A 24,232-nucleotide genomic window follows, 5' to 3' on the forward strand; every position below is an offset into this window, starting at 1 on the left:
AGCGTGGCTCAGCATTTCAAAGTTACTTTTTAGCCGCTTCGATTGCTTTAAGTACTTCAGCTTTCGCAACGTCAGCACCTTCCCAACCACTGATTTTTACCCACTTACCAGGCTCTAAATCTTTATAGTGAGCAAAGAAATGCTCAACTTGGCTGATCAATAACGGTGGAAGATCTGTATATTCTTGAACATCTTTATACAATGGAGATAATTTTTCGTGTGGAACAGCGATAAGTTTCGCATCAATACCACCATCATCTTCCATTTTTAATTTGCCTACTGGGCGGCAACGAATCACAGAACCAGCAGCAACAGGATGTGGAGTTACAACAAGTACGTCTAATGGGTCACCATCTTCAGACAAAGTATTTGGTACATAACCGTAGTTTGCTGGGTAGAACATTGCTGTACCCATGAAACGGTCTACAAATAACGCATCTGAATCTTTATCGATTTCATATTTGATTGGCGCTGCATTTGCAGGAATTTCGATGATGACATAGATGTCATTAGGCGCGTCTTTACCCGCAGGAATATTGCTATAACTCATATCAACACTCGTTTAATATTGTGAAGTCAGATGTAAATCTGACAGATTATAACGTGAATACAATGAAAATGATGCTAGATATGCAAACAGCTGGAGAATTTTCTATCCAGCAGCGCTTAAGTCATTTTGATGGTAATCACGAACAGTAGAATTGGACAAAGCAGAGAGAAAAACCAAATGATTGAACGCAAAGTTGCCAAATTGGCTAGATAACAGATGCCATAAATCACACGGAATACGATATATGCCCAACCTAGCGTAAGAATAAAGCGTTCTGGCACGACCATATATTCTGCCATCAAAATCGCAGCAATAAACAAAGGTAAACTTTCAAAGCTATTCTGCTGCACGGCATTGGCTCGTGCAGACAAGCCAGTGGTTTTGGCTAAAAACTCACGCGGGTTTTGATTATCTTTTGCTTGAAAACCACCTTTCGATTTTGCAATCAAGGTAAACACATACGGCAACAAACATGCGACTATAATCATCAATATAATGCCGCTAATACCTTGCATGCTGAGATCCATCATTTGAAGTTCTTCTGATCATGCTATCATAATCTATAATTTATTGAACTTTCATTTGTGCTTGTTCTACAAGCGTTTCTTTTACACCGCGTTTTTGTGTAAAAGTTGTGTTTTTTCATACAGTTTTAAGGTCAAACTATGCAACAGCAAGATCAAAAAGAAATGTTTGATGTTTTGGCACAGCAACGACAACATCAGCTTTTAGTTGATCGTGTCTTGAAAGTCGTGCTCCCAATCATGGCATTTTTACTCAGTGTGATTTGTGCCAATCTGAATTGGCAGTCCACCTTAGGCACATTTGTCATTCTAACAGTTGCCTTTTATGCGGTTGGCATTTACCGTTTGGCTCTATGGCACTGGCTCGCAGTGATTGTGCTGTATGCTGTTGGTGATAATTATTTTAGTTTTAATGGTATTGATCCAACGCGTTTACGCTTTCAACTCGCGACCATGCTGGTATTTGTCGGTATTGTTGGTATCGGGCGTCCTTATATCGATCGCTGGCTCATGAAATCAAATAATAGTACTAAATAAATCCAAATAAAAAAGCGCCGCAATTGCGGCGCTTTTCCAGTACCTCCCTTTTTTAAAGGGAGGCTAGGTGGGATTCTTAAGCTGGTTTACGTAAGTCTTTACGTAAGATTTTACCTACGTTTGACTTCGGTAATTCTTCCATAAACTCAACATAACGTGGGCACTTATAACCTGTTAGGTTTTGTTTTGCATAAGCAATAATTTCTTCAGTGGTTAAAGAAGGATCTTTTTTCACGATGAATAATTTTGGCACTTCACCTGATTTTTCATCTGGAACACCAATCGCAGCCACTTCCAATACTTTTGGATGTTTCGCAATCACTTCTTCAATTTCACTTGGATAAACGTTAAAACCAGATACCAAAATCATGTCTTTTTTACGGTCAACAATCTTCACATAACCACGTGAATCCATCACACCGATATCACCGGTACGGAAGAAATTGTCAGCGGTCATCACTTTGGCTGTTTCATCTGCGCGGTTCCAATAGCCTTTCATGACTTGAGGACCACGGATTGAAATTTCACCTTGTTCACCCAGTGCAACTTCTTTACCGTCATCATCCAAAATTGCAACTTCTGTTAATGGCAATGGAATACCAATGGTGCCACTGAATTCAGTTGTTGCAGGTGGGTTCGCCGTTGCAACAGGTGAAGTCTCAGATAAGCCATAACCTTCGATAATAGTTGTACCTGTGATCTTTTTCCATGCTGCCGCAGTTGAAGGCAATACCGCCATACCACCGCCCATTGCCATCTTCAGATTGCTATGGTCAAGTTGTTTGAATTCTTCATTGTTCACTAAAGCATTAAACAAGGTGTTTACCGCTGGGAAGAATGAAGGTTGGTATTTACGTAATTCACCCACCACTGCTGGCAAGTCACGTGGGTTCGGAATCAAGATATTGGCTTGACCTTTGTACATACCGTAAAGCGCACATACCATGAACGCAAAGATATGATAAAGCGGCAATGCACAAACAATGCGATCACCTTTCGCGCTGTCAGAAGCACCAAACTTGCTTGAGAAAATTGCTTCACACTGAAGTAAATTTGCAACAAGGTTACGATGCGTCAATTCAGCCCCTTTAGAAACACCTGTTGTACCACCTGTGTATTGGAGTACCGCAGTATCACTTAAGGTTAAGCTTGGACGCTTATAGTTGCTTGGATTGGCTTTGCTTAATGCAGCATTGAATTTGGTATGCCCAGGGATATTCCACGCTGGAATTTGCTTACGCACTTTACGTAACACAAAGTTGACCAAGGTACCTTTTAATGTACCCAACATGTCCCCCACAGAAGCCACCACAACATGCTTCACAGGTGTTTTACCAATAATGCTTTGATAAACGCTGGCAAAGTTTTCAATGATTACCAACACTTCAGCACCAGAGTCATTCAATTGATGCTCAAGCTCACGCGCTGTGTACAGTGGATTCACGTTTACAAGCACCAAACCTGCACGGAATACACCTAAAGCAACCACAGGGTATTGGAAAACGTTCGGCATCATCACCGCAACACGTGATCCTTTAGCTAGACCTAAGCTTTGTAAATAAGCAGCAAATTTACGGCTAGCGACTTCTAATTCATTAAACGTTAAAACTTTATCCATGAAGATAAAGGCATCACGTGAACCAAATTTTTGGAAATTGCGTTCAAAAATATCAACAAGTGAGGTGTTTTCAGCAGGCAGTTCAACTGTTTCTGGAATTCCTGTCTTTTGGTATTCAGCAAACCAAATCTTTTCCATAATGCCATTATCTCCGAGTGGTAATCCTTAAAAATGTAACAACGTTACGTCCATGACAAAACATTTTTTTTAACTTTTTGAATTGCCCTGTCAATCTATTCAAACAATATGAATACATTGTCATATATAACGTATTTGTATCACAGAATACTAGCCTTATCTCTGAATGAAGAGTCTATTTGCTTTTTGATATCCGCGTGGTAAAAGTTGCCCCTTTGTTGCTCTTTTTCCTAGATATTTTTGGAGATCGTCCCCTTTCAGTTTTAGATGCTGTTGTCCTGCAGCGACTTGGATTATTTCATCTAAACTCAGGGTTGTCATGGATAAAATTTGCTCTTTTTCATCAAGTTGTATCAACTTGTTACCTTTACCTTTATTCAAAACAGGAAGTTCTGCTAAATCAATAATCAGTAAGCGCCCTGATGAACTGAGAATTGCAACATGGCTTGCTTGCTGAATTGGCAGCAATGGCAAAGCCGTTCCCTGATCTGCAACCGTCAAGAACGCCTTACCAGCTTTGGCATTGGTATCCAATTGTGCAGCTTGGGTTTTAAAACCATAACCTTTAGAACTGACCGCAAGTAATTCACTATTATCGTCATCAATAAAGACTTGAATAAATGAAACCCCACTGGCTGGAGATAGTTTTGAACTGAGCGGTTCTCCTAAGCCACGCGCCGAAGGTAAGCTGCTAATTGGCAAGGCATAACTACGCCCTGTTTCATCCAAGAAGTACACCCGCTGATTGGTCTTACCCACAGCATGACTTAAATATTGGTCCCCTGCTCGGAAGTTGAGATTAGCGGCATCTACTTCCGCACCTTTGGCCGCGCGGACCCAACCTGCTTCCGACAACACCACAGTCACTGCTTCAGCTGGCATTAAATCTTGTTCTTTAATCTGTACCGCATCTGCACGGGCAACGATTGGTGAACGGCGATCATCACCAAATTTTTTCGCGTCTTCTTTTAACTCGCCGATAATCAAATTTTTCAATGATTCAGGATTTGCCAATTGCTCACGAATGATAGCAGCCTTGGCTTCCAGTTCTTCTTGCTCACGGCGAATTTCCATTTCTTCAAGCTTAGCCAAATGACGAAGTTTGAGTTCTAGAATCGCTTCCGCTTGAATTTCATCAATACCAAAATGCTGCATCAATACAGGTTTTGGCTGGTCTTCTTCACGAATAATCCGAATCACGGTATCAATATCCAAGTAGGCAATTAAAAGACCTGCCAAGATATGTAAACGCTTTTCAATTTTGGTTAAATGGTATTGCAAACGACGCGTCACCGTTTGCTTACGAATCTCAATCCATTCGAGAAGAATACGGCGAATCGATTTCACCTGTGGTCGACCGTCGGCTCCTATCATGTTCAGATTGACACGATAGCTAGATTCTAAATCCGTGGTTGCAAACAAGTGACTCATCACCGTTTCTGCATCGACACGGTTAGAACGAAGTACAATCACCAAACGCGTTGGATTGCGATGATCAGATTCATCACGAATATCAGCAACCAAAGGCAACTTCTTGGCAATCATTTGATCAGCAATTTGAGTCACAACCTTTGAACCAGAAACCTGATACGGCAATTCGCTAATCACGATTTCATTTTTCTCGACCGTATACACCGCGCGAACACGGTAACTACCACGGCCTGTGGTTTGGATTTTCAGTAATTCTTCAGGCGGAGTAATAATCTCGGCTTTGGTCGGTAAATCTGGTGCAGGAATATACTCTGCTAATTTTTCATCGGTGGTTTCAGGGTTACGAATCAGCGCAATCGTGCCCTTCACCACTTCACGTAAATTGTGTGGCGGGATATCGGTCGCCATCCCCACCGCAATCCCAGTTGTACCATTCAACAGAATATTGGGAATACGTGCAGGTAAGGTGATGGGTTCTTTCATGGAACCATCAAAGTTATCCTGCCATTCGCTGGTACCCTGTCCGAGTTCGCTCAGCAATAACTCACTATAAGCCGATAGTTTGGCTTCGGTATAACGCATGGCTGCAAATGATTTTGGATCATCGGGTGAACCCCAGTTGCCCTGACCTTCCACCAATGGGTAACGATAGCTAAATGGTTGTGCCATCAATACCATCGCTTCATAACAGGCTGAGTCACCATGTGGATGGTATTTACCGAGTACGTCACCGACGGTACGTGCCGACTTTTTCGGTTTACCTGTCGATTTCAAGCCCAGCTCGCTCATCGCATAGACAATACGGCGCTGTACAGGTTTTAAACCATCACTGATATGGGGCAATGCACGATCCATAATCACGTACATGGCATAGTTCAAGTAAGCCTGCTCAGTGAATTCGGCTACGGAACGGTTTTCTGTTGCATGATGTGCAAGGCTGGTCATTTCAGCGAGTCATCCAAAATCATTTATTATCGTCAATATTTTGTATGCTATGTGGATGCAGGCGTTGTGACAAGCCCTTGTTGTTGTTTAAACGTCAAATGGTGTCTTGTTGGTTAAGGCATAACTTCTTTTCTAGACATTCTGTAGTTCCACTCCTACGCCACCTTTGTATATAAAAAGTAAAAAATATTAACAAAGCCATGAACCCCAACTATTATTAAGAATAATTTAATTATTTTTTTATATTAAATTTAAAAAAAAGAACAGGAATCAAAAAATGAGAGCATTTGGAGTTAATGGATCAACGACAAATCATGGTGGTTTTGTACAAGCAACACAACAAAGGAGTTCCTTCAATGGACAATTATTTTTAAGGGCTGGGGATGGCTTTTTTTGTCCACGTTGCAAATGCTGGTCAACCTTATTAAAAAGTAATGACCATGTCATCTTTGATGGTATCGCGGTTGCCTTTGTGGGTGATTTATTTTCCTGTGGCGCTTCTTTACAACCCAAACAAAGTCATGTCATTGGCGATGCAGGCGGCGCACCATGCCCATCAGCATTTCGAGCAGAATCCTCACAACGCTACTCTGGTCAATTTCAACTCATCAATGAAGATGATCAACAACCACTTGCCCATGTGAAATATGTCATTGAACTTGCAAGTGGTGAAAAAATCCAAGGGACAACCGATGCTTCAGGCCATACGCATAAATTAAATGAAAAAGAACAAGCTGAAGGAATCAGCATAAGAATAGAAGAGTCTGATGATCATGGTTACTAAAAACGAATATCGCACAACGACCAAACAAAATGCTCAAGTTGAACAGGTCAAAATGAATTTGCCTGTTCGTCTAGTTCTATATGGTGGTGCAAAATCTTTAGCTGACAATGGGGCTTTTTTCCATGCATCCAAAAATGTGGTTAAAGACTATAAAAATGATTTACCTGTTAAATCTTATTTTATCTCTCAAGGAATAAAACAGCTGATTGATACAATAAATGCGCAAAAAGAAAACTCTATCCAATCCCTAGATATTTTTGGACATGGTTCAGAAGAAGGGCTTTATACGGTAATAGGTGCATCTTTGCATAAAAATATAACAAAAAAAGAAGTTGATTCTCAAAATCTAGAATCGAATCTGTATAACAATATCAGGACTAAAATAAATTATTGGAGACCATACGGTTCCAACAATTGGGCTAACTCATACACAATTTCAGATATTAATTTTAAAGTGTTTACTAATGAATCAAAAATAGAAATACATGGCTGCCATACTGCTTTCGATCGTCGAAGTGATACGCTTTCTGCTTTGCTATCAATCGCTTTATTTAAGGCGGGTAAAAGTAAAAGTGTGGTAATTGGTCATTCCGACTTTGCCAATCCCAATCGTGGTGGAACTAAAGAAATTGCCAAGCAAGATTACCGACATGAGGAACGGGTGATCTATAATAACGGCAAAGTTATTGCAAAGACACGTATGGAGGGAAGAATATCACCCTCATTTATCAAAAAAGCTTTAGGTGAATAAATGGAAGATTATAACTATTGGATAACTGTTTACGCTGCCGTCTTTACGATACTCATTGCTTCCTTAAGTGTTAACTCTCTTTTTTTCATAAAAGATAAAGTGAATAAAATTCTATTCTTCTTCGTTTTTTCTGGTCTATATTCTTTTATTTTAACTTACATTTTTCAAAAAGCCTATATTGATTACACCCAGCAAGAACTTCTATCTAAATTCATTTACACTGGATACAAAAAAAATTTTTTTTACGGGTCCATATATAGCATTTTCTCAATTGCAATTTTAATAATAATTATATTAAGAAACTTTTTAACAAAGAATACTACATTGAATTTTAAAAAAAGAAATAGGTAATAAAATGGAAGATTATAATTATTGGATAACTGTTTATGCTGTCATCTTTACGATACTCATTGCTTCCTTAAGTTTGAACTCTATTTTTCTCATAAAAGATAAAGTGAATAAAATTCTATCATTTTTTGTTTTCTCTGGTTTATACGCCTTAATTATAAGTTATTTTTTTGAAAAAGCTTCTATTGGCTATACTCAGCAAGAACTATTACCAATGTTTATCTATAAGGGTTATAAATCACATCTTTTTTATGGAGGAATATACTTTTTATTTTCAGTAGTTATATTTATTATTCTTATTATTAGAATAACATTAACTAGAAATAAAAATAAAATTCATTAATAATTTAAAAGCATGGTAATTGGGCATTACCACCTCTCCAATACAAATCTGGAGATTTTTCATTGAAATGAATATCAAAGGGTACGTAACCATCAATTTCGATCGAATGAGACTAATAAGTACCTATAGTAATTCTTTTTAACATCTAAGACTTCATAAACCAGAGTGAATGAGATGTATCATAAATTGCCATAAACTACGATATATTTAGCACGCTTTAACTGGTCACGCCACCAACTGATTAAAGCTTTTAAAAATTTTTCTATCGCTAAATTATTTGCAGGAATTTTTAGCATCTCATTGAAGATAAGGGTACATGTATGATGATCTAGGTAGTTGTATCCACATATATCAAAATTGTTTCCCGACAAAGTATTGCCCAATTGGTCTACAGAACAAGCGACTCTAAAAGTATCTAAAATATAATCAAAATCATGCACTGGAATAAAAATATCATTTGAACTGGTTTTATGACTTTCAGATTCAGCCCAAAGAATAAAACCTATTTCATTCTTGGTTTTTTGTTGATTTTCACGTGTTGTAAGGAGCATCACTTGTGACTGGATTTTTTTAATCGCCTTTTCAACATCGAAATTACAACATTGATAGATATCTTGGGCGACCGAGATTTGACATTCAGTGGCTTGAATCACTTTTTCAATATTATCTTGATGAAAATTAATTATTGCGGCAGATACATCATTTTGGTTTTCTTTTAAAAGTTTTATCGCGTATGTAAGTGGGATAGAGAGTTCTTTTCTTATCTGCTCAATTTTCTCTCTATCCATTTTAATCTCAATGCTCATCTGTGGAAGAAGCAGACTCGGCATCATCTTCTTTATAGATAAATTTCGGCATTTCCAGACCAAAATAAATCGCAATCAAACGAAGCGTAAAGCCAAAGACCAAGGTGAAAATCACAGTAAGATCGTGTGGCAAGCCAACTTCCAAACAGACCCAATAACAAATCACGGCGACAAAGGAAATACTGGCATACAACTCACGGCGGAACACCAACGGTACGTCATTACACAAGATATCACGCAGAATACCGCCCGACACCCCAGTGAGCACCCCTGCTACCGCAGACACCACAAAACCATGTCCCATCGACAAAGCAATCTGACAACCAATAATGGTAAAGCCGATTAAGCCCAAGGCATCTAGAACCAAGAAGATATTGCGCAGATGGCGCATCCATTTGGCAATAATAATGGTGACGAAGGCTGCAATACAGGTCAGCACCAAATATTCAGGATGTTTGACCCAGGTTAAAGGATAATGTCCGAGTAGCACATCACGTACCGAGCCACCGCCCAATGCCGTGACACAGGCAATCAGTACCACACCAAACCAGTCCATACTGCGTCGACCTGCGGACAATGCGCCTGTCATCGCTTCCGCAGTAATGGCAATAATATAAATCACGGTGAGTAACATCTGCCTACATCCCTAAATCAGGCGTAAAAGTGTGCGCTATTCTAAGACAAACTTAGATGAATTGTGCACAACATTGCTTAAATTTTTTCCCCGAGCCACAAACACAGGGTTGTTTCATGGTGATTTTCATGTCCAGAGTCGGGTCAAGGAAATACCACTGCTGTTGGTGTAATACAAAATGTGAAATTTCATGATGAATATGAGCTTGTGTACCATCATGATAATGTGCCTTAAATTCAACCAGCGCATGGGTTTTGTCTAGCTTGGGCTGATGCTGCACCACGTCCAGTTTGAGCCATTGGTTCGATTGACTCCAGTCAGCAATCGCTGCCCGATCTAAAGTGCTTTGTTGGCCCAAGGCTGTCGTTTGCAAAATATAGTCAATCTGCTTCAAAGCAAAAGCACTATAACGCGAGCGCATCAATTGCTCTGCAGTTTGAGCAACTTGCTGTTTTAAGTGCAAAGGCTGACAGCACGCAGCATATTGCCCTTGTCCACATGGACAATTTTGTGATGATGTCATTTCCAATTCTCAAATAAAAATAGCCCTGAGAAAAACCTTGTATCACAAGGCCAAACTCAAAGGCTATTTGCTCAAACTTAATTATTTCTCGGTCGTCTTCTCTTTCGCAATAATGCGCACTTTTTCAATTTTGTGCCCATCCATTGTCACCACCTCAAAACGATAACCATCCACTTCAATCATGTCACCATTTTCAGGTAAACGACCTAGATGGAATAAGATATAGCCCGACAAAGTAGAGTATTCTTCGCTTTCATCGACCAAATCTTTGCCCAATAACAAAGAAACATGACGAATATCGGTTGAACCTTCTAACAACATCGAACCATCATCTAGACTTTCTGCAGTTGCTTCCAATTCATCTTCATCAGGGAATTCACCCGCAATCGCTTCTAACATATCAATTGGAGTAGCTATCCCTTCAATCGAACCATATTCGTTCAGGACAATCGCCATTTGCAGCGGTGCTTGACGTAACTGTTCCATCACCATCAGCACTTGCGCATTTTCATGCACGATCACAGGCTCGCGTAAGTGTTTACTGAAATCAATGGCACCTGTTTCGATGTATTCATTTAATACTTTATGGGTGAGAACAATCCCTTCGATATTGTCTAACTCACCACGGGCAATGATCAAACGCGAATGGGTCATTGCCATTAAACGTTCTTTTAACTCAGCGGGGTCATCATCCAAGTCTAACCATTCCAACTCGGGACGTGGTGTCATTACTGACTTAACTGGACGCTCAGATAAACCCAACACCCCTTGAACCAAGACACTATGATATACCCCATTGTCTTCATCAAAGACTTCTTTGGCGTAGGCCTGTGTCGCTAACACATCTTCAGCTTCTTTGTTTTGACCTTCGTTACCATTGCTCTTATTACCGAGCATACGCAGTACCGCAGAAGCAGTGCGGTAACGTAAATCAGTGGTGGTGACCAATTTCTCTTGGTTACGACGCATGGTTTGGTTGACCATTTCCACCAACACCGAGAAACCAATCGCAGCGTATAAATAACCTTTCGGAATATGGAAACCGAAGCCTTCAACCACCAATGAGAAACCAATCATCATCAGGAAGCCAAGACACAAGATCACCACGGTTGGATGCTTATTCACGAAATCCATCAATGGGCGTGAAGCCAGCAACATGATACCAATCGCAATCGTTACCGCGATCATCATCACTGAAAGCTCTTTCACCATCCCCACTGCAGTGATCACACTGTCAAGCGAGAATACCGCATCAAGGACCACGATCTGCACCACCACCATCCAGAACACGGCATGCACTGGATTTTCTTCTTTATGTGCTTGTGTACCTTCAATCCGCTCATGCAGTTCCATGGTGCCCTTAAACAATAAGAACACACCACCAAACAGCAGAATCAAATCACGTCCAGAGAACGGATGATCAAAAATATGGAACAGCGGTGTAGTTAATGTCACCACCCATGCGATCGAAGCAAGCAAGATCAAACGCATTAACAGGGCGAGAATCAAACCAATTTTACGCGCAGCATTACGTTGTTCTGGTGGTAATTTTTCTGCCAAAATTGCAATAAAAACAAGGTTATCAATACCCAGTACAATTTCAAGCACCACCAATGTGGCTAAACCAACCCATGCAGCTGGATCTGACATCCATTCCAGAATCATTGAGGTGACTCCTCTGCAAAATCAGCAATATTGTTATGAAGTTGAGATTTTAAAAGGTCGGCACAAACAGCCAAAACATTTTTTTTAGGAAATAAGAACAATGCGGAGCGACAACAACCACTACTCATAGAGGTACATAAATTAATAAAAGGATTTTTAGTATAGGCAAGATTTCAGTGAAATTCATCTTTTTTTGTGTTGAGGATGTTTTCAAATTCTTTCGAGGCGCAACAAAAGTACATTGTATGTAAAATGTGCATAAAACTGTCACAAACCTGATTTAGCCTAGACAAGCACAGCGAAAATGATAAGGTAAAAATAAACGAATGAATAGTGTTCTGATAATGACTGAAAAGAAAACCATAAGCTCTCCCCCTATAAAAACCACTCAATCTCTTATTGCGTTATATTGCGGTTCGCGTACAGGCAACAAGCCAATTTACCGAGACAAAGCCATTGAGCTTGCCCAGCATATTGCCAATCAAGGCTTTGGTATTGTCTACGGCGGTGCCAGTATTGGTCTGATGGGGCAAGTTGCGGATACTGTACTGGAACATAGTGGCGAAGTGGTGGGTGTGATTCCAGAATTTATGCTGGATTATGAAATTGCCCACCATAAACTGACCGAATTACATATCGTCAACAGCATGCATGAACGTAAAGCCCTGATGGCCGAACGTGCCAGTGCCTTTATTGCCCTACCTGGTGGTCTAGGAACTTTTGAAGAAATTCTGGAAATTGCCACATGGGGACAGCTCAATCAACATCAGAAGCCGATGATTATTTATAACGTCAATCGTTTTTATGATGCCCTGATTGCACAGCTTGATCACGCGGTAGAAGAAGGCTTTTTACCACCACAGCATCGCGCCAAAGTGATTATTTGTGAAACACTGGAACAAATTTCAAGTGTGATTAAAAACTTAAACACACCCAGCCATATCGAAGTCTAAAACATACCCATAAAAAAAGCGGATCAAGAAGATCCGCTTTTTTTATATTGAGAACTTATTGTACATTCACTTGATATACCACAGTTGAACCACTGACTTCATTCCCTACCACCAATAAAGGCTTGCCGTTTGGTGAGTCTTTTGCAGCAATAAAGATCAAGCCTTCAGGTCCTAAATCACCCTGTTTTGCCGCATCGGTTTCAACAAAATTACGTGTCGTAAAATATTCAATAAACTTGGGTTTATTCGGTGTGGTGATATCATACACCATCACCCCACTCATTCGCTCTAAGCCAATAAAAGCAAAGGTTTTCTTGCCAATCGTACCGATAGCAACACCCTCAGGCTCAGGGCCTTTATTATCACTACGGTCATCAAAGGCCACCGCTTCGTGGTCACTATTAAAATAGTTCGGGAACAATTCAGCGGTTTTCTTTTCAAACTCGCTGCCTGAGTCCCAAACTAACTGACCTTGGGTATTCCAGATACTGAATGAACGCGTGCCATAAGCATAGAGTTTGTCGTAAGTGAGCAAACCATTGGCATCCAGTTTGGCTGAACCATCGGCATTGGTTTGATAACCCATGTTCCACGCAATATTGAGACGCCCCAATGCTGCATCTTCACGGCATGCACCCGCAGTTGTCGCAGTAGCGCCACAATACGCAAAGGTTACTGGATTGAGTTTTGCCCCTTTCACCCCTGCTGCCAATTGTTGTAAATGCGCTGGATAATCACCATCTTTATTAAAGCCTTTGCTGTTAAACAAATGCTTCATGCGAATATTTTCTACAAAACCTTTACTGGTATCGCCCGCATAATAGGCTTTGGAATCCTTCAACCATTCACGGCTATCGCCTTCATTGGCCGTGACCAGATAGGTTTGACCATTGGCTTGATAATTGGCAATCGAATCAGGTTGATACATCCCGACCAAGCCTGCCCAAGTCTTGATATCAATCTTTTTGTCTTTATCACTGACATCCAGCTCATTGCCAATTTGCCCATGATCTTTATAGCCCAATGGATAAATATCCGTCACTTTCTGCTGTGTGATATCAATTCGAGCAATGGCATTATTTTCCTGCAATGTCACCCAAGCCGTTTTGCTGTCTGCAGAAATGGTTATATATTCAGGTTCTAGGTCCTGAGCCACACTCGCTTTTGGCCCAAAAATACGCACCCCTTTGGCGATTAAATCCGCCTTTTGCGTATTCCATGCCTTAAAGTCAGCTACGCTGGCTTTCGGTTGTTGAATATTGCTGATATCAATAATGCTGACTGAACCTTCAGGATCAACCGAGTAGTCATCATTTGGCTCGCCTTCATTGGCCACCAAAACAGTTTTGCCATCGGGACTAAAACTCAACATATCCGGCAATGAACCCACTGCGACCTTGCTGATAAAACTTAAATCTTTGGCATTAAAAAATACCACGATACCCGCATCAGTTTTGTTTTCAGCTTGAACCGCAATTGCAACAATGCCATTTTTAACCGCAACGCTGTTCACTTCCGAATTGGCTAAATAGGTACGGGCAGAAAGCTCTGCAAGATGAACGGGCTTTTCAGGTTTAGAGGCATCTAAAACATCGACTAAACCCTTCTGGGCATTGACCACAAATAGACGTTTGCTTGCAGCATCATAAGCGGGAATTTCAGCAGCACTTTTGGCGAAAACATTGGTTTCATAACGTCCTAATAAACTTAACTTAATCGTTTCAGGGGTTGCTTCAACTACTTCTGCCGGAGTATCTGTTTTGTTATTGTCGTTGTCATCATTACACGCCACTAATCCCACCGACAATAATGCTGCCAGTAATACTGAAATCTTAAATTTCATGATCAAATTCCATACAATTTATTCTGTATGGCTAATCTAGTCATTGGTGATGCAAATTCGATGACACTTTAATGTCAGTTTCATGACCACTCTTTGACAATTTTAGGCTTTATTTCACGCACAGTTGCATTAAACTAAAACTGCCTTTTTATCCATCATGGCTCATGACAACGACAACACATCAAGCGGTACAGCCTGAATTCCGAATGTTGGTGCTCTTGGTCTCGATTGGCTTTTTTATGCAAGCCTTGGACACCACCATCGTCAACACCGCGATTCCTGCAATGGCAGTACAACTCAATGAAAATCCCCTGCAAATGCACGGCGTCATTGTGGCCTATGTGCTGTCGGTTGCGGCCTGTATTCCGCTCAGTGGCTGGTTGGCCGATCGTTTTGGCATCCGCAATATTTATCTCAGCTCCATGGTGATTTTCAGCTTGGCCTCGCTGGGCTGTGGCTTGTCGCAAAACCTAGAACAATTATTATTTTTCCGTGTCATTCAAGGCGTTGGTGGTGCCTTGCTGATGCCCGTGGGCCGCTTGGCACTGTTAAAACTGATTCCACGCTCACAATTCCTTTCCGCGATGAGCCTGATGAGTCTTGCAGGCTTGATTGGCCCGTTAATGGGGCCGACTTTAGGGGGGTGGCTGGTCGAAGTGACCACTTGGCACTGGATCTTTTTAATGAATATTCCGATGGGAATCTTGGGAATGATCATGACCTTCAAAGTCATGCCCAACCAGAAAGAACCAAGTGTCAAATCCTTCGATTTAAGTGGCTTTATCCTGTTAATGGTCGCCATGGTAGGCTTGTCTCTCGGGATTGAAAATATAGCCGCATCGCAATATTCCCGCTGGATCAGCGTGGTTTTATTGATTTCGGGACTGTTGGCAGCTGGCGCTTATGCCTACCATGCGCATACGCATCAAAACGCCCTGTTTCATGGTCGCTTATTTCGCTACAAAATCTTTTCCATCGGCGTACTGGGCAATTTCTTTGCCCGCCTCGGTAGTAATGCCATTCCCTTCATTCTACCGCTGATGCTACAAGTCGCCTTTGGCTTTGAACCTTTCTATACCGGTTTAATGATGATTCCAATGGTACTGGGTTCATTATTTTCCAAACCGATTATTCGTCCCTTGATTCAACGGGTTGGTTATCGTCGTTTCTTACTCACCAATACCGTTTTAGTCGGTTTATGTATCGCCAGTTTTTCTCTGATGACCGCAACAACGCCATTGTGGTTAAAAGTCCTGCACCTGTTTATCTTTGGTACGCTCAATTCACTGCAATTCGTAGGCATGAATACGCTGACTTTGAAAGACTTAGCACAACAGGATGCCAGTAGCGGCAATAGCTTCTTGTCGATGATTATGATGCTTTCAATGAGTATCGGGGTGGCCTTAGCTGGAACGTTAATCAATCTGTTTGGGCAACAGTTCCCCAGTGCTTCGATTAGCACCGCCTTCCACGCCACTTTGATTACGCTTGGCTGTATGAACATCATTACCGCCATGGTATTTTGGCAAATCCCCAAAGAAACCACAGATTAAATTTACGGATCTAAAGTTCGTCGTCCAATAAATAGAATAAGGAAAAATAAAATGATCGTTCCACAGCATTGGGCAGAAGCTAAAACAAAAACCAAGATTGCAGGGCGACAATACACCATTAAACGCTTTGGTTGGTCAGATCAAAGCCTTGAAGCAGCGCAATCTCATGCCGAGCAACGTGTTGCCGAGGCAATTGAAAGGATCAAGGCTGGTGAAAATATTCGAAGAATCGACCATAAAGTTCCCTACAATGGTGCCGAAGGCGTACCAATCAGAGAACAGATTATTGCTCAGCATGACGATGTCATTATCACGCGAAATTCCTACGGCGCATTATGCTTAAATACCCCAGATGTGTTATTTGCAGATATCGATTTCGAATACGTACCTCGATTTAGACTATATCTATTAGCTTTTTTATTGTTAATGCTAGTCACGAGTATTGGGGCTGTTTACCTAGGTTCATGGATGATCTTGGGAGTCGGAGTGATTGTTTCCCTCATCTTGACAGGGCTGGTTGGCAAAGGACTGTTTTACTTACAAAGCAAGTTATTTGGAACACCAGAACAGCGTGCATTTGCATCAATTCAAGATTTCTCTCAACAGCACCCCACATGGCATTTGCGCGTTTATCTCACGCCAAAAGGTTATCGTGTTTTGGCAATGCATCAGACCTTTGAACCTAAAAGTGATGAAGCTCAATTATTATTCAATGCCATTCATGCGGATCCTAACTACGTCCGAATGTGTAAAAATCAAAATTGTTTCCGAGCCAGAATCAGCCCAAAGCCTTGGAGAATTGGTGTGAATCGCTTAACACTCGGCGTCTGGCCAGTGAGTGAAGCACGTTTAGCGATCCGTGAAAACTGGCTTCGAGACTATCAGAAACAAGCCGAGAACTATGCATCATGCAAATTTGTGGCACAATTAGGCAGTCAGTTCACCCACATGAAGGCGAAGCGAGTACAATCTCTACATGACCAATACTGTAAATCTGACACTCGCTTAAACATCGCATAACACAAACGATATGGCAAAAAAATCTGCAAAATTTCCATCGACACCACATTATCCGACTTATGCCAGTATCGGTTTAGCGGTCATGCTGGGTGTGGTCAGCTACTTTGGTTTGTTTTATCAGCAGAAAGCCTCGGCACAAGATTATTCCATTCGCGGCTTTGATGTGTCCCATCATCAAGGTGAGATTAACTGGAAGAAAATCTCGCCGATGCAATATCAATTCGTCTATCTCAAAGCAACTGAAGGCGGTGATTTTAAAGATCGTAACTTTCAGCAAAATTGGTTAAAGGCGCGTGAACAAGGTCTGCATGTGGGCGCTTACCATTTCTATCGCCTGTGTCGTGATGGCGCCATCCAAGCCGAAAATTTTATTGCGACTGTTCCGAAAAAGGCCGATGCTCTGCCGCCTGTGATTGATTTAGAATATGACAGTAACTGCATCAATACCTATACCAAAGAGCAGCTACTCAAAGAAATTCAGGTCATGCATGACCAACTGCAACAGCATTACGGCAAACAGCCGATTTTTTATATTTCTAAAAGCTTTTATCATATTGTCTTGATGGGGAACTTTAACAACACTCCCTTATGGGTCAGAGACTATGACGGTAAACCTGAGCTCAAAGATGGTCGACAATGGCTGTTTTGGCAGCACAGTAGCCAAGGCAAAATTACAGGTGTTCCCAAAGCGGTCGATTTAAATGTCTATGCCGAATCGCCGAAACAATGGCGAATATTTCTAAAACAACAAGGCATTGATGATGGCAAATGAGCTACGCAAAATCATCCATATCGACATGGATGCCTTCTATGCCTCAGTTGAACTTAGAGAACATCCTGAACTAAAAGATTTACCTGTGGTGATTTCTTCACACCATCCTCGGGCCGTCATTGCCGCCGCGTCTTATCCTGCCCGTGTCTTTGGACTCCGTTCTGCCATGTCGATGGGACAAGCCAAAAAACTCTGTCCGCAAGTCATCGTGATTGAACCCAATTTTGAAAAATACCGCGAAGTTTCGGCGCAAATTCATCAGATTTTTCAGCAATACACGCCCTTGATTGAACCACTGTCTTTAGATGAAGCCTATCTGGACGTGACTGAGAACTTAAAGAATATCGCCAGTGCCACCGAAGTCGCAGCACAAATCCGTGCTGATATTTTTGCGGTCACAGGACTGACCGCGTCCGCAGGCGTAGCACCGAATAAGTTCTTGGCAAAAATTGCCTCGGATTGGAACAAGCCCAATGGTTTATTTGTGATTAAACCCAATCAAGTGCTACGTTTTATTCAAGATTTGACCTTGAATAAAATTCCTGGGGTGGGCAAAGTCACTCAAGAACGCTTGCAGCAACTGAATTTACATACTTTGGGCGATCTGCAAAAAATCGACGAAAATGTGTTGATTCATCATTTTGGTAAATACGGCAAACAGCTGTATTTATATGCGCAAGGCATAGATCATCGTCCTGTCAAGGCAGAACGGGAACGTCAGCAGATTTCCAAGGAAATTACTTTTGATGAGGATTACACCCTTGCTCAATGCAGCCATGCATGGCAGCCTTTGACCGAACAAGTCTGGCGCAGCCTGAATAAAAAACAATTAACCGCGCGTGGTGTGACTGTCAAACTCAAACTTAAAAATTTCCAAGTCTTACAGCACAGTAAAAGCTTTAAGCAGGCGCTGCAATCGCAACAAGACTTGGGACAAGTGGTACTACAACTGCTCGATGAAATGCATATTGACCCAGAATTCCAATTCCGTCTGGTCGGCGTCGGGATATATCAGTTACAGACTCTAGAAGAAGAATCACAGCTTTCTTTGTGGTAGTGCTGTTTTTTTACACAAAAGCACAATCCATGCTGAAAATTATGTTTGCTTTTTATCCAGTTTTCAGTACTCTAAGCAACGCAGTAACATTATCCTTGTTATTTGCTTTGCTAAAGAAAACCTCACTTTTAGCATCTGCTCCTGTGGTTGGCGTGACGATCAAATCCGAAGATTACAGGGCACTTCAGGTCTTCTTTCTCTATCCTCTTCTTCCTATAAAAAATTCCATATTTCCCACTATGCACCGTCATAACTTCAGTTAAACTCAGCAAATAAAACTAGAAAATTCTGTATGTACATGCCTTATGAAGCAAAAACAAATTCTTTGTGTTGAAGATGAAGCCGCAATCGTCCTACCGCTACGTTATGCACTCGAGCGTGAAGGCTGGAGCGTCAGTTGGGCCAATACAGGCACACAAGCACTGCAATTACTGGCACAACAGTCTTTTGATTTCATTATTTTAGATGTGGGTCTCCCCGACCTGAATGGATTTGAAGTCTGCAAACAATTACGTCAAAAATACCAAACACCTTTACTGTTTTTAACAGCCCGTGATGATGAAATTGATCGGGTGGTTGGTCTCGAAATTGGGGCGGATGATTACTGCAGCAAGCCCTTTAGTGCACGAGAAATTGTGGCCAGAATCAAAGCCATTTGGCGCAGAATGGAAAATCAAGCTCAGCCTGTTACAGCCTCTGTAGCAGCGACGAAAACGGAAGTTATTGTGCAATCGGCAATTTGGTCATGTCACCCACAGTCCTTGCAGATTCATTATCATCAACAAGCACTACAACTGACTCGCTATGAATACCGCTTGTTATTTTTACTGATTCAGCATCCAGAACAGGTGTTTAGCCGCCAACAACTGATGGATCATATTTGGGAATATCCTGAACATAGCTTAGAACGTACTGTCGATACGCATATTAAAAGTTTAAGACACAAGCTCAAACAGATTACCCCAGATGATGATCCAATTCGCACCCATCGTGGTTTTGGCTATAGCTTGATGAAGTTGAGCTAAAAATGTCCATTTTCGTCCGTATCTGGTTTTTCTTTAGCTTAGTGGTGGTATTGAGTCTAGGTTTTATCGCCTATACCCTGACCCAGCAAGTCAAACCGAATGTACGGCAGGTGGTTGAAGATACCCTCGCTGAAAATGCCAATATCATTGCCCAACTGATTGCAGAAGATGTCTATCAACATCAGGTTGATACGCCAGAATTTGATCAAAAAATTCAGGCAGCTTTGTCCCGCCAACTGAATGCCACCATTTGGCAGCATCGCAAAGAGCAAATTAATCAACAACTGTACATTACCGATCCCCAAGGTATCGTGATCTACGACTCCGAAGGACAAGCTGTTGGGCAAGACTATTCCAGATGGAATGATGTCTACTTAACACTGCGTGGTAAATACGGTGCACGCTCAACCGCAACCAATCCCTATGACCGCAACAGCAGTGTCATGCATATTGCAGCGCCGATTATTTACCAACAGCAATTGCTCGGTGTGGTCAGTATTGGTAAACCCAATCAGTCGGTACAGCCCTATATCGAACGTGCTGAGCAGCAACTGATTTATCAAGCCCTCTGGATTGCAGCACTCAGCCTGCTCTTGGCCAGTATGGTGGCCTATTGGCTAAGACATAGTATTGATCGCGTTCGACGCTATGCACAGGCATTGGCTCCCGTGAATCAAGCGCCCTTCTTCTATTCCGCCAAAGAACTCAATCAGGTGACCCAAGCATTGAGTGAAATGCGGGAAAAACTAGAAGACCGAGGCTATGTCGAGAACTATGTCAATACATTGACCCATGAACTAAAAAGCCCTCTCACCGCGATACAAGCCAGCGCTGAATTACTACAGGATGATTTACCACTGGCCGATCAGCAACAATTTGCGCTGCATATTGTTGAACAAAGCCAGCGTTTGCAGTCCTTGATTGAACGGATGTTGTTATTAACACGACTCGAAAAAAATCAGCATGTTTTAGAGTTTCAATCGGTCGATCTGAATCACCTGATTCAACAATGTTTTCAGCAACAGCACAGTGCACTGCAACTGAAACAAATCCAAACCCAGCTTGATCTGCCCGAACACAGCTTGATCCATGCCGATCCATTTTGGCTAAAACAAGCGCTGAATAACCTCTTAGACAACGCCAGAGATTTCTGCCCACCGCAAGGAAAAATCGCAGTTCAACTTCAGCAAGACCTAAGCCATCAAAGCATCACCTTGCTGTTTTTTAATGAGGGCGATGCGATTCCTGAATACGCCTTAAACCGTGTATTTGAAACCTATTTTTCTCTACCGCGTCCGCATAATCAGCAACGCAGTACAGGCATTGGGCTCAGTATCGTCAAGCAGATTATTCAACAGCACCACGGTCAGATTAGCATCCAGAATATTGAAGCGAATCGCCTCGACTTCTTAGCAATACATCGATCTGGTGTGCTCTTGACCCTCACACTTCACACAAACTTCACTTAAGCTTCAAACCGAGCTCATCCGAAGCGCATATCGCATGTAGATACTGGTCATATCCTAATGATCATGGAATTCCATATGCGTCGCAATTTTATCAACCTTAAAATCGGAGCCATTCTGTTCCTGATTTTGATTTTTTATATTGGTTTGTTTTTTATTTCGAGCTTGGTCTCAGAACGCCAAAGCTATCAACAACAAGTCATTCGCGACATTGCCAATGAACAAATTCGTCCACAGCAAATCGTTGCACCCTATTTAAAAGTTCCCTATCAAGTGCAAACCACCTGTACCGATGAACAAAAGAAAAGCTATACCTGTACTCAGACCCTATTTGTGGCGATAGGTGCTGAAACGACCGACTGGAGTGCACAATTTAAAGTTTCGGACAGTACCTATAGACGCAATATTTATAAAGCGATCAGCTATCAAAACTCGATGTCAGGCAAAGGTACATTTAAGGCCATCGATAACGAAGCAAAGCGTAATTATCTATGGGAACAGGCTGAAATTATTTTTCCGATCCAAGATGCACGAGGGCTGAATGCCAAACCAATCTTCAATATTGATGGTAAGGCCTATAAGTTCGAATTTTCTGAGCAAAGCCAAGGACAACGTGGTTTTGACCTGATGCATCTGACCGCTAAGCAATACCCTGAACTGGTACAAAAGTTCCAGCAGGGTTTTAAGTTTGGTCTACAATTCGAGCTTGAAGGACTCAGTGAATTCACCTTCATTCCAACCAGTTATGAAATGACCTATCAAGCCACAGGTAACTGGGGCGATGTTAAATATGATGGGCAAAGCCTTCCCTTTAAAAAATCCAGTGAAAAACGCCAATTTCAGGCAGATTGGAAAAATATCGCACTGGGTAAACGCAATTTAGAAAATGTGTCACTATGTGAAAATAGCCAGTGCTTTTATAAAATTTTAAATGCTCAAGATCCAGCACCAACAGCAGCGGTGGAAACATACGATACAGGCACACCAGCAAATATTTCTGGCATTTCCACTCAATTCTTAGAAGCTGTAAATATCTATACCCAAACTGATCGTGCTATTAAATATGGTGTGATGGTGATCATCATTACCTTTGGTTGCTTCTTCCTGTTTGAGATTTTAAAACAACTCAAAATCCATCCTGTGCAATATGCCTTGGTTGCGATGGCACAAGGTGTGTTCTTCGTGCTGTTACTTTCGATCAGTGAATATTACGCCTTCGCACTCGCCTATCTAGCGGCAGCAATCGCTTGTGTCGGTCTCATCACATGGTATTTATATTTTGTGGTCAACGGGATTAAGCCTGCGCTGTTATTCGGGATTCTACTCGGTGTGCTCTACGGCATGATGTATCTGTTGCTGCAATCCAGTGGCAAGACCTTCTTATTTGGTTCGATCCTGTCCTTCATCCTGATTGCCTGTGTCATGTTCATCACCCGTCATGTCAATTGGTATCAATCCGAACAACAAAGCCAATAAAAATACATAGGGCAGAGTATTGTCTTCGCCCCTTTTCACTGTATTGATAAGGAATAAGACCGTGTACCAAACAACTTATTTAGCGTTAAAGCAACTCAAACAGTTATGTCCTTTACATAGCTCGATTGCAAGCTGTCTGAATCAATTACGACAGGCTAAAATCCAGTTTTTGAATCTGGGAAATATTATTATTTGCCCACAACAACGCTGCATTTTGGTTTTCAAACATCGTAACTTAATGGGAATAGAAACTTTTTTAGCCTGATTTATAGAAAATTACATTGCAGCTGAATAGCATCAAGTACAATCCCGACTATACTTTTCAATTAGGGAATCACTATGTCTGTGCAACGCCTTCATGTCACATCACGTTATTGCGAAGTTGCAATTTCAGGAAATCTTGTTCATTTAGCAGGTCAATTGGCTGATGATACCAGCGTTGATGTAACCGCACAGACACAGCAGACCTTAGATAATGTTGATCGTTTATTGGCGGAAGCAGGTACAGATAAAACCCATATTTTATCTGTACTGATCTTTTTAAAAGACATTGAAAAAGATTATGCAGCCATGAATGCAGTATGGGATGCATGGATTGCTGAGGGACATCCCCCAGCACGTACCTGTGTAGAATCTAAACTCTACACACCTGATGTTTTGGTTGAAATGACGGTCACTGCGGTTCGCCCAGATTAATAAGATTTAAATGCGAATTCATTATATTTCATCAGTCGATCTGCTTTAGGCATCGACATCGATGCTGAGGTACCTGCCGCTGAAATAGCGGTAGGCTCAAACAGATCTGGCACTAAATCTTCTCTGAGTTCTTGTTCAGTTGGAATGCTGCTATAACGCAGTACACGATAGCCTGCCAATTCAAGTAAACTATCTTGATAATGCTTTTGATGCAGGCGGTTCACATAAGATTCGTCTGCAATTTCAATAATCGCAAGCACTTGATGCTGCTGATCTAAAATGACGAAATCTGCGACCAAACCTTGATACTTACGGCGCGTGTGCGCAAATTTAGTGGTCAGTAAAGCATCAAAAGACACATGCGCCAAAACGGTATGGCGTGGTAATACAGCTTGTAAACGCATCAAGGTAATTTGCTCCGCAATATTTAAAATACCACGGCGTTTGAGTGGACTGTCCTGACGCCTATTTTGTTGTAAGCGACGAAGTGCAAGTGCTGTGATTAACAGCAACCCAACTGTTGTTATAAAATAATACATTTCTAACTAATCCCTTTAGATTTTTTATAATCATTTGGCTTTATGCCAATTTTTTTAATCAAGAACATCGATAGCAAAGTCATTTTGCAGTGCAAACTTAAGTTTTTTAATCGTGTTTTCCTAGACGACCAAAGTCGTAATAGCCCTCTGCACTTTATTTATAATCATTCGTTTGCCAAGATTCAAGTCGTTATTGTCAGTTTATGTTTCTATGCGCGATAGTTTTGCGATCAAA

Annotated in this window: 24 protein-coding genes; 14 read left to right on the forward strand and 10 right to left on the reverse strand. The window is 41.5% G+C overall.

Features of this window, described 5'->3' with window-relative positions; all coding sequences use genetic code 11:
* Positions 1-22: 22 nt before the first annotated feature.
* On the reverse strand, positions 23-550 hold the full coding sequence (gene ppa, locus A7P55_RS07405; RefSeq protein WP_004656389.1) for an inorganic diphosphatase: 528 nt from the start codon (positions 548-550) through the stop codon (positions 23-25).
* 116 nt (positions 551-666) lie between these two features.
* Positions 667-1,065 (reverse strand): MAPEG family protein, encoded by a 399-nt coding sequence (locus A7P55_RS07410; protein ID WP_004802081.1) that lies wholly within the window; start codon positions 1,063-1,065, stop codon positions 667-669.
* Between the two features lie 150 nt (positions 1,066-1,215).
* Between A7P55_RS07410 and A7P55_RS07415 the strand changes: the two genes are divergently transcribed.
* A complete protein-coding gene (locus A7P55_RS07415) occupies positions 1,216-1,611 on the forward strand; it encodes a hypothetical protein (protein ID WP_171551639.1) in 396 nt (131 codons plus the stop codon).
* Positions 1,612-1,687: 76 nt separating this feature from the next.
* Here A7P55_RS07415 and A7P55_RS07420 read toward each other — a convergent pair whose 3' ends face one another.
* Together A7P55_RS07420 and parC are read right to left on the reverse strand one after the other, a co-directional pair.
* Positions 1,688-3,367: a long-chain-fatty-acid--CoA ligase gene (locus A7P55_RS07420; RefSeq protein WP_005191709.1), complete on the reverse strand. Its 1,680-nt coding sequence runs from the start codon at positions 3,365-3,367 to the stop codon at positions 1,688-1,690.
* Positions 3,368-3,523: 156 nt separating this feature from the next.
* Positions 3,524-5,743 (reverse strand): DNA topoisomerase IV subunit A, encoded by a 2,220-nt coding sequence (gene parC, locus A7P55_RS07425; protein WP_171551640.1) that lies wholly within the window; start codon positions 5,741-5,743, stop codon positions 3,524-3,526.
* A 277-nt stretch (positions 5,744-6,020) separates the two neighbouring features.
* Here parC and A7P55_RS07430 point away from each other — a divergent pair, with 277 nt between their 5' ends.
* From A7P55_RS07430 to A7P55_RS07440, 3 genes are all read left to right on the forward strand, one after another.
* On the forward strand, positions 6,021-6,527 hold the full coding sequence (locus tag A7P55_RS07430; RefSeq protein WP_171551641.1) for a PAAR domain-containing protein: 507 nt from the start codon (positions 6,021-6,023) through the stop codon (positions 6,525-6,527).
* On the forward strand, positions 6,511-7,278 hold the full coding sequence (locus A7P55_RS07435) for a hypothetical protein (RefSeq protein WP_252727839.1): 768 nt from the start codon (positions 6,511-6,513) through the stop codon (positions 7,276-7,278). Before A7P55_RS07430 ends, A7P55_RS07435 begins: the two co-directional genes overlap by 17 nt.
* A 355-nt stretch (positions 7,279-7,633) precedes the next feature.
* Positions 7,634-7,969 carry a hypothetical protein gene (locus tag A7P55_RS07440; RefSeq protein ID WP_171551643.1) on the forward strand — a complete coding sequence of 112 codons (336 nt, stop codon included), beginning with the start codon at positions 7,634-7,636 and terminating at the stop codon, positions 7,967-7,969.
* A gap of 179 nt (positions 7,970-8,148) precedes the next feature.
* Here A7P55_RS07440 and A7P55_RS07445 read toward each other — a convergent pair whose 3' ends face one another.
* The 4 genes from A7P55_RS07445 to A7P55_RS07460 all read right to left on the reverse strand — a co-directional run bounded on the left by A7P55_RS07445 (position 8,149) and on the right by A7P55_RS07460 (position 11,597).
* The gene (locus A7P55_RS07445) at positions 8,149-8,757 is read right to left on the reverse strand and encodes a hypothetical protein (RefSeq protein ID WP_171551644.1); all 609 of its coding nucleotides are present in this window, start codon (positions 8,755-8,757) and stop codon (positions 8,149-8,151) included.
* A gap of 7 nt (positions 8,758-8,764) precedes the next feature.
* Entirely contained in the window at positions 8,765-9,409 is a 645-nt protein-coding gene (locus tag A7P55_RS07450) for a trimeric intracellular cation channel family protein (RefSeq protein ID WP_004802075.1), read from the reverse strand.
* Positions 9,410-9,461: 52 nt separating this feature from the next.
* Positions 9,462-9,932 (reverse strand): YchJ family protein, encoded by a 471-nt coding sequence (locus A7P55_RS07455; RefSeq protein ID WP_171551645.1) that lies wholly within the window; start codon positions 9,930-9,932, stop codon positions 9,462-9,464.
* 81 nt (positions 9,933-10,013) lie between these two features.
* Positions 10,014-11,597, reverse strand: coding sequence for a TerC family protein (locus tag A7P55_RS07460; RefSeq protein ID WP_171551646.1), 1,584 nt, complete (start codon positions 11,595-11,597; stop codon positions 10,014-10,016).
* 326 nt (positions 11,598-11,923) lie between these two features.
* Here A7P55_RS07460 and A7P55_RS07465 point away from each other — a divergent pair, with 326 nt between their 5' ends.
* Entirely contained in the window at positions 11,924-12,550 is a 627-nt protein-coding gene (locus A7P55_RS07465; RefSeq protein WP_171550325.1) for a TIGR00730 family Rossman fold protein, read from the forward strand.
* A 55-nt stretch (positions 12,551-12,605) separates the two neighbouring features.
* On the opposite strand, the gene A7P55_RS07470 is transcribed toward A7P55_RS07465, so the two are convergent.
* Complete coding sequence (locus tag A7P55_RS07470; protein WP_171551647.1) at positions 12,606-14,393, reverse strand: choice-of-anchor I family protein; 1,788 nt, start codon at positions 14,391-14,393, stop codon at positions 12,606-12,608.
* A 164-nt stretch (positions 14,394-14,557) separates the two neighbouring features.
* Between A7P55_RS07470 and mdtD the strand changes: the two genes are divergently transcribed.
* From mdtD to A7P55_RS07515, 9 genes are all read left to right on the forward strand, one after another.
* Positions 14,558-15,946 (forward strand): multidrug transporter subunit MdtD, encoded by a 1,389-nt coding sequence (gene mdtD, locus A7P55_RS07475; protein ID WP_171551648.1) that lies wholly within the window; start codon positions 14,558-14,560, stop codon positions 15,944-15,946.
* A 51-nt stretch (positions 15,947-15,997) separates the two neighbouring features.
* Positions 15,998-16,966: a hypothetical protein gene (locus A7P55_RS07480; RefSeq protein WP_171551649.1), complete on the forward strand. Its 969-nt coding sequence runs from the start codon at positions 15,998-16,000 to the stop codon at positions 16,964-16,966.
* 10 nt (positions 16,967-16,976) lie between these two features.
* Positions 16,977-17,738, forward strand: coding sequence for a glycoside hydrolase family 25 protein (locus A7P55_RS07485; RefSeq protein ID WP_171551650.1), 762 nt, complete (start codon positions 16,977-16,979; stop codon positions 17,736-17,738).
* Entirely contained in the window at positions 17,728-18,795 is a 1,068-nt protein-coding gene (gene dinB / locus A7P55_RS07490) for a DNA polymerase IV (RefSeq protein WP_171551651.1), read from the forward strand. Before A7P55_RS07485 ends, dinB begins: the two co-directional genes overlap by 11 nt.
* A 305-nt stretch (positions 18,796-19,100) precedes the next feature.
* Positions 19,101-19,820, forward strand: a complete 720-nt coding sequence (gene creB, locus A7P55_RS07495) for a two-component system response regulator CreB (RefSeq protein ID WP_171551652.1) — start codon at positions 19,101-19,103, stop codon at positions 19,818-19,820.
* 2 nt (positions 19,821-19,822) lie between these two features.
* The gene (gene creC, locus A7P55_RS07500) at positions 19,823-21,289 is read left to right on the forward strand and encodes a two-component system sensor histidine kinase CreC (protein WP_171551653.1); all 1,467 of its coding nucleotides are present in this window, start codon (positions 19,823-19,825) and stop codon (positions 21,287-21,289) included.
* 75 nt (positions 21,290-21,364) lie between these two features.
* Complete coding sequence (creD, locus tag A7P55_RS07505) at positions 21,365-22,762, forward strand: cell envelope integrity protein CreD (protein ID WP_171551654.1); 1,398 nt, start codon at positions 21,365-21,367, stop codon at positions 22,760-22,762.
* A gap of 61 nt (positions 22,763-22,823) precedes the next feature.
* Complete coding sequence (locus tag A7P55_RS07510; protein WP_171551655.1) at positions 22,824-23,027, forward strand: hypothetical protein; 204 nt, start codon at positions 22,824-22,826, stop codon at positions 23,025-23,027.
* Between the two features lie 74 nt (positions 23,028-23,101).
* Positions 23,102-23,458 carry a RidA family protein gene (locus A7P55_RS07515; RefSeq protein WP_171551656.1) on the forward strand — a complete coding sequence of 119 codons (357 nt, stop codon included), beginning with the start codon at positions 23,102-23,104 and terminating at the stop codon, positions 23,456-23,458.
* Here A7P55_RS07515 and A7P55_RS07520 read toward each other — a convergent pair.
* On the reverse strand, positions 23,455-23,997 hold the full coding sequence (locus tag A7P55_RS07520) for a DUF2726 domain-containing protein (RefSeq protein ID WP_171551657.1): 543 nt from the start codon (positions 23,995-23,997) through the stop codon (positions 23,455-23,457). The two genes, A7P55_RS07515 and A7P55_RS07520, sit on opposite strands and share 4 nt — an antisense overlap.
* Between the last annotated feature and the right edge of the window lie 235 nt (positions 23,998-24,232).

This window comes from Acinetobacter sp. Ac_5812 (assembly GCF_013072695.1).
GTDB lineage: Bacteria > Pseudomonadota > Gammaproteobacteria > Pseudomonadales > Moraxellaceae > Acinetobacter.